We start from the raw sequence: 10,839 nt of genomic DNA, 5'->3' as shown, positions 1-10,839 counted from the left end.
GCGATGCCAAATGCTCGATAAATAAACTTGCTAGCTTAGAGCAAATAAGTTAGCTTCAAACGCAATCAATAAGACAATTAAATGTCATCAGGCCCGATGGGGGCAATAGGAGAGAGCGATGCGAGTTGGTCTTTTAATGGTATTTCAAAATTTTATGGACCGGATCTCCGATCGAGAAGCTTGGGATCGGGATATTCACCTGTGTAGCCTGGCAGAGCCATTAGGTTTTGACACCCTCGGCGCAGTTGAGCACCATTTCTCAAATTATGCCATGTCGCCCGACAATATGCAGTTTCTCGCTTATATGGCTGCGAAAACCAGCCGTATCGGGCTGATGACCGGCGCGGTGATTCTGCCTTGGCATCGCGATCCTTTGCGGATTGTCGAACGCATGATCGCACTTGATTATCTCAGCAATGGTCGGGCGATGTTTGGTATTGGCCGTGGTTTGGCGAAGCGCGAATATGATACATTTGGGCTTGATATGAATGAGGCGCGCGATCGTTTCGATGAGGCAGCAGAATGCATCATGAGCGGGCTGGAAACGGGTGTATGTGAATGGGACGGCCAATATTTCAAACAGGCGCGCACTGAAGTTCGTCCTCGTCCATTGGCGAGCTTCAAGAACCGGTTTTACTCGGTTGCTATGTCCTCTGATTCCGTTCCGGTCTGCGCCAAGCTCGGCGCAACCATGATGAGTTTTGCACAAAAGCCTTGGGAACAGATGGTCCCGCACTTCAATTCCTACCGTGAGCTGTTTCTTCAGTATCATGGCGAGCCCGCGCCGCCGCCGATTTGTGTCGACTTCATGGCCTGCGATGAGAGCGCCGAGCGTGCCGAGGCGCTCGCCCGTGAGCATATGGCCAATTATTACGTCACCGTGATGGATCATTATGAAATGGCTGGTGAGCACTTCAAAGACATGAAGGGCTATAGCGATTATGCGACCAATGCGGGCCTGCTTCAGCAGCTTGGTATGACCGAGGCTGCCAATGCTTTTGTCGATATCAATACCTGGGGAACGCCGCAGCAGATTCTCGATAAGCTTGATGCCCGTCGCCAGTGCCTTGGCGATTTCGACCTGACAGTGCAGATCAGCTATGGCGGTATGAGCACGGAAAATGCCGAGAGTGGCATCCGTCTATTCGCTGAGAAGGTGCTGCCGGAAGTGCAGTCATGGAGCCGGAACGCCTGAACGGTGGAGGAAAATGTCATCATGTGGACATCCTCATCTGTGTCGATCTTGGTCGATGGGGGTAATATGGGCGAGAGTGGTCGCGGCATCGTCTTCGTCGATACCGCCCGGCTAACAGCCAAGGATATCATGCTGATGGCGACCTATGCGCGGGGGGTGATCTCGGTTGCCCTCCCGCTGGAGAGGGCCTGTGCGCTTGATTTGGCGCCTATGCGGGGTGGGGTAATCCGCCCCGGGCGACCAATCACCTATGCCAGCGTCGAGGCGCTGGCCTGTACCGAGACCGGCATTTCTGCTGCCGAGCGCTGCACCACGATGCGTGCACTCGGTTCATTGCAGGCCAGCCCTGCGGATTTTTGCTCGCCCGGCCATGTTATCGTCACGGTCGTCCCGCGACGGCAGGATAGGTTAGGACAACTTGTGCCACTGAACGAACGCGCCTTTCATCTGGCAGCGCAGGAAAGTGGCGCGCTTGCTATTGCTTGGTCCGACGTACTCAATGGGCATGGCAATGTTGCGTCTGCGCATGAATGTCGACGTTTGGCAGCGCAACTTGGGCTGCGTTTGCTGGAACAGGATCAGCACGACAGTCTTGTCGAAGCTGCCTGACTATACAACAAGGAATGCACCGCCCCATGTCTATTGCTCCCCCGCTGGCCGGCCTCCGGATTATCGAACTAGCTGGCATCGGGCCGGGGCCGTTCTGCGGGATGATGCTGGCGGACCATGGCGCGGAGGTGATCCGGATTGATCGTCCGGGCGGTATGCATGCTGGTGTTGAGGTGGATGGTGAGCGTGATGTGCTTCTGCGCTCACGTCGGAGTATTTCGCTTGATCTCAAGTCGCCAGCGGGGGTCGAAATTGCTCGGCGTCTGGTGACGACAGCAGATGGTTTCATCGAAGGTTTTCGTCCTGGCGTGACTGAACGGCTGGGGCTTGGCCCGGATACATTGCTCGCACTCAACCCGCAGCTGGTCTATGGTCGGATGACAGGATGGGGGCAGGATGGTCCCTATGCGGCGTTGCCGGGTCATGACATTAATTACATTGCAGTCAGCGGCGTACTCGACTCTATCGGTCGTAAGGGAGAGGCACCGCTCGCCCCGCTCAATTTGCTCGGCGATTTTGGCGGCGGCGGCTTATTGTTGGCGTTCGGGATGGTCACCGCGATCCTCGCGGCGCGTGGCGGTGCGCCGGGGCGGGTCATCGATTGCTCGATGACGGAAGGGGCGTCCGCGCTGATGGCTGGCATCTGGACGCTGAAGAATCAGGGTTTGTGGCAACCCGAACGTGGTTCGAACCTGCTCGACAGTGGCGCACCATTTTATGATAGTTACGCGACCGCAGATGGCCGCTATGTCGCGCTGGGTGCGATCGAAGGGAAGTTTTACACCCGGTTGTGTGACCTGCTTGGCTTTGCCGACGATCCCGATTTTGCTCGCCAGCATGATCAGTCGTGCTGGGAAGTGATGCGAATGAAGCTTACGAACTGCTTCCGTACGCAGTCGCTAGATTACTGGTGCGCATTGTTCGCGGGCGAAGATGTCTGTTTCTCACCGGTGATTTCGCTCGACGATGCGCCTCATCACCAGCACAATGTCGCACGCGGCAGTTTCATCGAGGTCGAGGGCGTGATGCAGCCAGCCCCCGTGCCGAGATTCCTGGATACCAAGAGCGCGGCCCCCCGTATGTGGCGGCAGAACAGCGACAAGGTCGCGCTGCTCACGGAACTCGGCTTCGATCAGCGCGAAATTGAGGAGATGGCAAAGGCCGGCGCTTTCGGGCTGCCGCAAGAATAGCGCGGAAAGAGGGCTGGAGCATGGCCTATCGGTACATTTCGGTCCTGCGAGAGGGTCATCTCATTATTGTCACGATCGCGCGACCCGAGGCGTATAATGCGCTCACCAACGATGCCCATGCAGAGTTGGGGGAAGTGTTCGATGACTTTGCCCGTGATGATGAGCAATGGGTTGCGATCCTCAGAGGGGCAGGGGAAAGAGCTTTTTGTGCGGGCCATGACCTGAAACATCAAGCCGCAGGCGGTAGACTGGAAACCCCGGCCAGTGGCTTTGCCGGGCTCACGGCTCGTCATGACCTCGTCAAGCCGGTGATTGCTGCGGTGAATGGTGTAGCAATGGGTGGGGGATGCGAGATCGTGCTCGCCTGCGACATTGCGGTCGCATCTCCCAATGCCGTGTTCGCACTGCCGGAACCCCGGGTCGGTCTGGCTGCGATTGCTGGCGGAATTCAGCGTTTGTCGCGCGAGATTGGGTTGAAACGGGCGATGGGCATGATGTTGACGGGGCGCCATGTCTCCGCACAGGAGGCGCTGGAGCTTGTGTTTATCAACGAAGTTGCTTCAGATGGAGCGCTCACTGCGGCACGACGCTGGGCGAACGAGATTTTGATGTGTAGCCCGATGTCGGTCCGCGCTACCAAGCAAGCGGTGCTGCGTAGCCTTTCATCCGATATTCCGCAGGCGATGCGTGAGGAATGGGACTATCCGGCGATGCAGGCGATGCTCGCGTCCGCTGATGCCGTGGAGGGGTCTGTCGCCTTTGCTAAAAAACGCCCACCGCGCTGGTCGGGACGCTAACTGTCGACTTTATGCTCGAAACGCAGGCCCGCAGCATTACATCTGATCTGTGACAGCGGGATGGGCCGTTTGGTTTATTTAGCCGCCATATGTGTTGATCGCATCGATAAATCTACAGCACGAGTTTCAAGGAAGACGATACAATCTCTGCAATAATTGTGTCTTTTCCAAACCGTCCATCGCCACGATACCAAGCGAATGCGTAACTGGCCATGCCGGTGATGATGAGTGCGCTCAGCTTGGGATCGTTGATTTTGAAAGCGCCCGCCTTCAATCCTTCTGACAAGATATCGAGCAATATCTTATTGATCCTCTTGCGCATCTGGGTGATTTTTTCAGCGGAATCGGGCGGGATGTTCAACTCTTCCCGGAAATATATCAGCACGAATTTGTAATCATCGAGAACGGCATTCGCAAAAGCGCGCACAAAGGCTTCAAATTTGTCTGATGGACTGGTTTTACCTTCAATAGCTGTTTCAGCTGCTTCCAGCGCATCCCTTGTGCCGCGTTCACAAATTTCGATCAGAATTCGAGACTTGGAATCGAAGTGATTATAGACAAATGGTTTCGTGGCACCCAGGCTGTCGGCAATGTCCGACATCTTTGTCTGTGTGTAGCCATTTCGAAAGAACAGGTCCGCCGATTCGCGGATGATGCGCTCGACTTTTATCGCCGTGACCTCGTCCTTGATGGACTGGAGCGGTGCATCATTATCACGATTGGCTGGCGGGTTCTGTTGCAGGGGCTTTCCTCTAGGCATCAATGATCTCCTAACCTCATTCGTCAGAATGGAGACGGCTCTCGCCCGTCGGGCCGGTGGCAAGAATTTGTTTTCGTGAGGTCCCTTACCAGCATGCGCGGGAACGGGAAAGTGATGAGGGTTCTGGCATTGGCATTGGCATCGCCTGTTCGACTGCAGTTCTGCAAAATTTCTTCTCCGGCACGTGGCAGGCATATTTTCCTGATTGACACATTCTAATCAGTCTATATGTTATACCCATTGGTACGAAAAACAACTAAATAGTAATTATAAGTTATCCGTTGGTATAGGTGGGATCTAGATGCATTTCGAGATGACAGAGGATCAGCGCGCGCTTCGTGATCTTGTGAGGCGTTTCGTCGAACGGGAAATGCCCAAGAGCGCAGTTGCTGCATGGGATGAGGAGGGTGAATTCCCTGCTGATTTATTAGCGCACATGGCTGAAATAGGCCTGATGGGTGTGTCGCTTCCGACAGCATATGGCGGCACCGGCGGCGGCGTAATGGAGGAGGTGATTGTGCTGGAGGAGATCTCCCGGCACAGCTCCTCAGTCGCCATGGCGTACGGCATGACCATATGTTTTGGTGCAGTGACGATCGAGCGCTTCGGCAGTGAGGCACAGAAAGATTATTTCTTACCGAGGCTGGCGGCCGGCGAAACGCATTTCGCGCTCTCCATGACGGAGCCGGATGGTGGCACAGACATTCTGGGGGCAATGAAGACGGTCGCAAGGGAGCAGGATGATGGCAGTTATGTCATCAACGGCGCCAAGGTTTATACCACCGGGATCAATATCGCTTCCCATGTGTTCATCGTCGCACGCACGGCGAAGGATGAACATAAGCCATCATTCGGACTGACGGTGTTTCTGGTGCCAAAGGATCTTCCTGGGATCAGTTTCAACAAGATCCAGAAGGTTGGGTCTCGCTTTCTTCACTCTTATGAAGTGGTGTATGAGGATGTGCGGGTGCCTGCAGACAGCGTGGTTGGCGCCCCTAATCGCGGATGGCATACGATCCTCGACACGCTGAATAACGAGCGCATCTTTATCGCGGCTGTGTGCAACGGGTTGGGACGTGGCGCGCTGGAAGATGCCATCCAATATGCAAAGGACCGTCGCGCCTTCGGGCGCAGCATCGGAGCGTTCCAAGCTGTGCAGCATCAGCTCGCAGACACTTTGGTGGAATTGGATCTGGCGCAACTCGGCACCTATAAGGCGGCGTGGATGCAAGATCAGGGGCTTGATTGCTCTGTGCAGGCCGCCTCGGCAAAGTATTTCGCATCAGAGGCAGCCTTTCGGGCGACTGATCGGGGGATGCGCGTACTTGCGGGTGCGGGCTTCACCATGGAATATCACATGCAGCGATATTACCGGGACATCCGGCAGCTTATTTTTGCGCCAGTGACCAATGAGATGAGCAAGAACTTCATTGCCCAAGTAGGGTGTGGCCTTCCGCGTTCCTATTAAGCGGTTAGCGAAGAGAGAGGGTGGCCTATGTATGTTTCCGGCTCACTGACAGTGCCAACGCTGCTGGACCAGAAAGCTGGCCTGCATCCTGAAAAGCCGTGCGTCATCTTCGAAGATGCGAATGGCGGAGAGTTGAGCTTAAGCTATGCGGAATTGGCCGATCGGGTGAGCAGGCTGGCGGATGCGCTTGGTGTGGCAGGGGTGCGGCTAGGCGACAATGTTGCGTTGATGATGGGAAATTGCGTTGAATTCCTCATCGCCTGGATCGCGATCAACCGGGCCGGTGCGGTCATGGTGTCGGTGAACGTCTTCTACTCCGCAGATGAACTGCGCTATCTACTCAATCATTCGGAAAGCGTGGCCTTCATCAGCGAGCCTCGTTTCGTATCGCTTTTCGAGGAAGTTTCAGCAGATTGCCCCTCGGTTAAGATCCGGTTGATCGGGCGCAACGCAGAGCCGGTGTCGGGCTTCCACTCGATGGCCGATTTCATCGCATTTGGTTCGGTTGATCAGCCGGCTGTGCCCGTGTCAGCGGAAGCGATCTCGCAAATTGTCTATACTTCAGGCACGACGTCGCGACCTAAAGGTGTGCTCATAAGCCACCAAAGTTCGATCATTCAGGGTGTCTCGATCAGCCAGACTCTGGGTATGCGGAATGATGACCGGACCTGTGTTGTGTTGCCGCTCTTCCATGTGAATGGGCAATATGTCGGCGTTCTTTCCACGCTGGCCGTCGGCGGCACAGTCGTGCTTCTCGAAAGCTACAGCGCCACCCGTTTCTGGCAGCAGGTGCGCCGCCATCAATGTACGCTCATCAGTATCGTGCCGATGCAGCTTCGCACGATGCTGGCCCAACCCGTCGATCCGGGCGATGCGGATCATCATGTGCGCGTGGCCTTTTATGCCCTCCAAACTACGGACGAGGAGTGGGATGCGTTTGAGGCGCGCTTTGGGGTGCGTTTGGTCGAAGGCTATGGGCTGTCGGAAACGCTCGGCATCTGTACCTGCAATCCGTTGATGCTCGGCGGGCTCAAACGCCATTCAATCGGTCTTCCTGTACTTGGTCGAGAAATCAGGGTGCTGGATGAGGATGGGCGTGAACAGGTGCCAGGTCAGGCTGGCCGTATCATGGTACGCGGCGAACCGCTTTTTTCTGGCTATTTCAGGAATCCAGCGGCGACGGCAGAGGCGCTGCGCGATGGTTGGCTAGATACCGGCGACAATGGTTGTTTCGATGCGGATGGGTATTTGCATTTTCTCGATCGAACCAAGGATATCATCAAGCGTGCTGGCGAAAATATTGCCGCATCCGAGGTTGAACGCGTTTTGAACGAACATCCGATGGTAGCGGAATCGGCAGTCATTGCTGTGCCAGATCCCCTGCGGGACGAAGCGGTCAAGGCATTTGTTGTACCTGTCGATGGCACTTCATTGGATGAGGCGGCGCTGCATGACTGGTGCGCCCGGCATCTCTCAAAGTTTAAAGTGCCGTCCTTTTATGAGTTTGTCCCATCCCTGCCGAAAACAAGCATCGGCAAGATCCAGAAATATATATTGAAGCAAGGAGGGTCCCATGTCTCCTAGGAAGCAGACGGCGGGTGCGAAGACGCCTGTTGGGCCAGTGCGGACTGTCGAACCGGGTCATATTTTCCAGATGTATCGCAAGATGCTGGAAATTCGGGAGTGTGAAGACCAGTTGAACACAGCCTTTTCGAAGAATCTGTTTCCGGGCTATATTCACTCTTATCTTGGCCAAGAGGCTTGTGCGGTCGGTGTATGCTCTGCCCTGCGGGATGACGATTATATTGTGACGACCCATCGCGGTCGGGGCCATTATCTGGCCAAGGGCATGGCGCTTACGCCGATGATCTGTGAGATGTTCGGCAAGGCCAATGGCATTTGTGGTGGGCGCGGTGGTGAAATGCACGCGGCGGACCCGGCTTTGGGCATATTGGGCGGCAACGGCATTGTGGGCGGCGGCATTCCTTATGCGACAGGCGCGGCATATTCCGCCGTGCTGAATGGCAGCGATCAGGTTGCCGTTGCTTTTTTCGGTGAAGGGGCGAGCAATCAGGGCTCTTTTCACGAAGCGATGAATCTTGCAGCCGCCTGGAACCTGCCGCTCCTGTTTGTTTGCGAGAACAATCTCTACGCCGAGATGACGCCTTTCAGCGCATCGTCCAGACAGGTAGATGTCGCGCGTCGGGCCGAAGGCTATGGCATCCCCGGCGAGGTGGTGGACGGTAATGATGTGCTGGCTGTTTACGCTGCTGCCGAGGCGGCGGTGGCGCGCGCCCGGTCAGGTGCCGGTCCGACGCTGCTTGAACTGAAGACCTATCGCTATGGCGGGCATTTCCAAGGAGACCCCTGTCATTATCGCACAAGGGAAGAGGAGGCGGAGTGGCGCGCGCGCGATCCGCTGATCCGACTGCATGCACATATTCTTAGCCAAAATCTATCGAGCGAGAGCGAGCTCGATAGCTGGAGAGAAGATCAAAAGGCGCAGGTGGCTGCGGCGATTGAAGTAGCGCTGTCCAGCCCGGACCCCGATCCGAACGAAGCATTGTCCTTCGTTTACGCCAGTTAACATAGGGGCGGCATTTCTCATGACCATGAAGAATTACTGTTGGGCCTTGATCGACGCGATTAACGAAGAGATGGCGCGCGACCCGGATGTATTCCTTGCCGGCGAGGATGTTGCTGCGGCTGGCGGCGCGTTCGGCGGATCCCGTGGGCTATTGGCGGCGCACGGCCCGCTGCGTGTCCGGGACACGCCGATCAGCGAAGAAGTGATTGTGGGCCTGGGTGTGGGCGCGGCAATGACCGGCAAGCGGCCAATCGTCGAAATCATGTTTATGGATTTCTTCGGCCTGTGCATGGACCAGATTGTTAATCAGGCGGCGAAGATGCACTATCTCTATCAGGGTGCATTCAAGATGCCGATGGTGATCCGCACCATGACGGCAGTGGAGATGGGCATTGGCCCCCATCATTCACAGAGTTTGGAGGCATGGGTAGGCCATGTGCCGGGGTTGAAAGTTGTGATGCCCAGCACGCCGCGCGATGCGAAGGGCTTGATGAAATCTGCCATTCGCGATGATAATCCCGTTGTCTTCATCGAAAATCTCGCCTTGCATAAAATCAAGGAAGATATTGAAGACGAAGAGTTTCTGATCCCGCTCGGCAAGGCGGATATCAAGCGGGCAGGGCGAGACGTGACGGTCGTTGCGACCGGATTGATGGTCCATAAGGCGCTGGCAGCGGCTGAAATATTGTCGCAAGAGGGTATTGAGATCGAGGTCATTGACCCTCGTACGATTAGCCCCCTCGATGTGGACACCATTGTGGCATCGGTGCGCAAGACCAATCGCGCATTGGTCGTCACCTCTGCGCACAAGCCCTTCGGCCTGGCCTCTGAAGTCGCGGCGCAGATCATGGATCACGCATTCTACGATCTGGATGTGCCGGTTGCGCGATTGACGCCGCCCTTCACGCCGCAGCCGTTCGGCAAGGGCTTTGAGGCGTTTCTGCACCCTGACAAGGCCAGCATCGTTGCCGCAGTGCGGGAGCTGATGGCATGAGCCACGCCATCATCATACCCAAGCTGGGCCTGACGATGGAGGAGGCCACGCTGGTGCGCTGGCACATTCCAGCGGGTCAGCAGGTCGCCAAGGGGGCAACGCTTTATTCTATCGAGACGGACAAGATCAGTTTTGACGTAGAGGCCGAGGCGGATGGCTATGTCGACCAGATCGTCCCCGAAGGGGATGTTGTACCGGTTGGCGCGCTGGTTGGCTATCTGCTGGAGCGCCCGGACGAGGCGAGCCCCTGCGTGTCATCGGTTGCCGAAGCGGCAAAGGTCGTCGTCGACAATGTACCCGTCCCTGCTGCGTCAGCGGCTCCCCCCCCAATGCAGGCTACCCTTGGCGGCAACATGGGAGAGGGGGCGCGCCGCTATATTTCTCCTTTGGCGCGTCGCATAGCGGCATCAAATGGGATTGATACGGGCGCGTTAACCGGCTCCGGCCCGAACGGTGTGATTTTAAAGCGCGATGTTGAACGGGCTATGGCAGCGCGTAATGCAGCGGGTGGCCCTATCGGCGGCGACGCGCCATCTTCTTCCGTTTCTCGCCGACCGATGACCGCAATGCGCCGTGCGATCAGCCAGCGCATGCAGCAAAGCCTGAACACTACGGCGCAGATGACCGGTTTTGGCAAAGTCGACATGACGGAGATGGTGCAATGGCGCAGCGAACTGCTGGAGGTGATGCCCACCGATGCGCCGCGTATCACCTATACGGACATCGTGACCAAGGCCTGCGCTGGTGTTCTGCGCGAAATGCCGGAACTCAACAGCTATATTGACGGCGATCAGATTGTCACCTGGAACGATATTAATGTCGGGATCGCGGTGGCCATTGATGGGGGGCTTTTGGTGCCTGTCATCCGCAATGCGGATCGGCTGTCGCTCCTTGAAATCGCCGCGCAGCGGGTCGCCCTGATCGACCGCGCCCGCACAGGCCAGATTACCCCGGCAGATCTGGAAGGCGGCACCTTCACGATCAGCAATTTCGGCAGCTATGGCGGTGACTTCGAAACACCCATTCTCAATACGCCCCAGTCGGCATTGTTGGGCATTGGCGGTATTACCGACGAACCTGCGGTACGGGATAAAGCAATCGTTATCCGGGCGATGATGATGCTGAGTCTTACCTATGATCATCGCCTGATCGACGGGGCGGTGGCGGGTCGTTTCCGCGCCCGCCTGCGTGCGTTGCTTGAGCATCCATCCGTTATGCTTGCACTGTTGGGGTGACGTT

10 protein-coding genes are annotated in these 10,839 nt (G+C 56.5%); 9 read left to right on the top strand and 1 reads right to left on the bottom strand.

All coding sequences use genetic code 11. The annotated features are described in order from the left end of the window. The first annotated feature begins 118 nt into the window (after positions 1-118). From K6117_RS09060 to K6117_RS09045, 4 genes are read left to right on the top strand one after another with little or no spacing between them, the layout of a single operon-like run. On the top strand, positions 119-1,195 hold the full coding sequence (locus tag K6117_RS09060) for an LLM class flavin-dependent oxidoreductase (RefSeq protein ID WP_281422126.1): 1,077 nt from the start codon (positions 119-121) through the stop codon (positions 1,193-1,195). Positions 1,196-1,216: 21 nt separating this feature from the next. Beyond that, a complete protein-coding gene (locus K6117_RS09055; protein WP_221794144.1) occupies positions 1,217-1,804 on the top strand; it encodes a 3,4-dihydroxy-2-butanone-4-phosphate synthase in 588 nt (195 codons plus the stop codon). Positions 1,805-1,830: 26 nt separating this feature from the next. Beyond that, the gene (locus K6117_RS09050) at positions 1,831-2,994 is read left to right on the top strand and encodes a CaiB/BaiF CoA transferase family protein (RefSeq protein WP_221794142.1); all 1,164 of its coding nucleotides are present in this window, start codon (positions 1,831-1,833) and stop codon (positions 2,992-2,994) included. 20 nt (positions 2,995-3,014) lie between these two features. Beyond that, on the top strand, positions 3,015-3,791 hold the full coding sequence (locus K6117_RS09045) for an enoyl-CoA hydratase-related protein (protein WP_221794140.1): 777 nt from the start codon (positions 3,015-3,017) through the stop codon (positions 3,789-3,791). Positions 3,792-3,903: 112 nt separating this feature from the next. Here K6117_RS09045 and K6117_RS09040 read toward each other — a convergent pair whose 3' ends face one another. Beyond that, entirely contained in the window at positions 3,904-4,551 is a 648-nt protein-coding gene (locus tag K6117_RS09040; RefSeq protein ID WP_221794138.1) for a TetR/AcrR family transcriptional regulator, read from the bottom strand. Positions 4,552-4,852: 301 nt separating this feature from the next. Here K6117_RS09040 and K6117_RS09035 point away from each other — a divergent pair, with 301 nt between their 5' ends. The 5 genes from K6117_RS09035 to K6117_RS09015 are packed head-to-tail and all read left to right on the top strand — an operon-like array spanning position 4,853 to position 10,835. Continuing rightward, on the top strand, positions 4,853-6,019 hold the full coding sequence (locus K6117_RS09035) for an acyl-CoA dehydrogenase family protein (protein WP_221794136.1): 1,167 nt from the start codon (positions 4,853-4,855) through the stop codon (positions 6,017-6,019). Between the two features lie 27 nt (positions 6,020-6,046). Next, the gene (locus K6117_RS09030; RefSeq protein WP_221794134.1) at positions 6,047-7,603 is read left to right on the top strand and encodes a class I adenylate-forming enzyme family protein; all 1,557 of its coding nucleotides are present in this window, start codon (positions 6,047-6,049) and stop codon (positions 7,601-7,603) included. Next, positions 7,593-8,606: a thiamine pyrophosphate-dependent dehydrogenase E1 component subunit alpha gene (locus K6117_RS09025; protein ID WP_221794132.1), complete on the top strand. Its 1,014-nt coding sequence runs from the start codon at positions 7,593-7,595 to the stop codon at positions 8,604-8,606. Before K6117_RS09030 ends, K6117_RS09025 begins: the two co-directional genes overlap by 11 nt. A gap of 19 nt (positions 8,607-8,625) precedes the next feature. Then, positions 8,626-9,600: an alpha-ketoacid dehydrogenase subunit beta gene (locus K6117_RS09020; RefSeq protein WP_221794130.1), complete on the top strand. Its 975-nt coding sequence runs from the start codon at positions 8,626-8,628 to the stop codon at positions 9,598-9,600. Further along, positions 9,597-10,835, top strand: coding sequence for a dihydrolipoamide acetyltransferase family protein (locus K6117_RS09015; protein WP_221794128.1), 1,239 nt, complete (start codon positions 9,597-9,599; stop codon positions 10,833-10,835). The genes K6117_RS09020 and K6117_RS09015 overlap by 4 nt, the downstream gene beginning before the upstream one ends. Positions 10,836-10,839: the final 4 nt, after the last annotated feature.

The organism is Alteraquisediminimonas sediminicola (genome assembly GCF_019740335.1).
Taxonomy (GTDB): domain Bacteria; phylum Pseudomonadota; class Alphaproteobacteria; order Sphingomonadales; family Sphingomonadaceae; genus Alteraquisediminimonas; species Alteraquisediminimonas sediminicola.
Note: the sequence above shows the minus strand (reverse complement) of the source record. Positions and strands in the feature narration are given on the sequence as shown.

Bases quoted from the DNA above. Each gene is read 5' to 3' on its own strand.
- K6117_RS09060 (WP_281422126.1), top strand. From the start codon at position 119: ATGCGAGTTGGTCTTTTAATGGTATTTCAAAATTTTATGGACCGGATC.
- K6117_RS09055 (WP_221794144.1), top strand. From the start codon at position 1,217: ATGTGGACATCCTCATCTGTGTCGATCTTGGTCGATGGGGGTAATATG.
- K6117_RS09050 (WP_221794142.1), top strand. From the start codon at position 1,831: ATGTCTATTGCTCCCCCGCTGGCCGGCCTCCGGATTATCGAACTAGCT.
- K6117_RS09045 (WP_221794140.1), top strand. From the start codon at position 3,015: ATGGCCTATCGGTACATTTCGGTCCTGCGAGAGGGTCATCTCATTATT.
- K6117_RS09040 (WP_221794138.1), bottom strand. From the start codon at position 4,551: ATGCCTAGAGGAAAGCCCCTGCAACAGAACCCGCCAGCCAATCGTGAT.
- K6117_RS09035 (WP_221794136.1), top strand. From the start codon at position 4,853: ATGCATTTCGAGATGACAGAGGATCAGCGCGCGCTTCGTGATCTTGTG.
- K6117_RS09030 (WP_221794134.1), top strand. From the start codon at position 6,047: ATGTATGTTTCCGGCTCACTGACAGTGCCAACGCTGCTGGACCAGAAA.
- K6117_RS09025 (WP_221794132.1), top strand. From the start codon at position 7,593: ATGTCTCCTAGGAAGCAGACGGCGGGTGCGAAGACGCCTGTTGGGCCA.
- K6117_RS09020 (WP_221794130.1), top strand. From the start codon at position 8,626: ATGACCATGAAGAATTACTGTTGGGCCTTGATCGACGCGATTAACGAA.
- K6117_RS09015 (WP_221794128.1), top strand. From the start codon at position 9,597: ATGAGCCACGCCATCATCATACCCAAGCTGGGCCTGACGATGGAGGAG.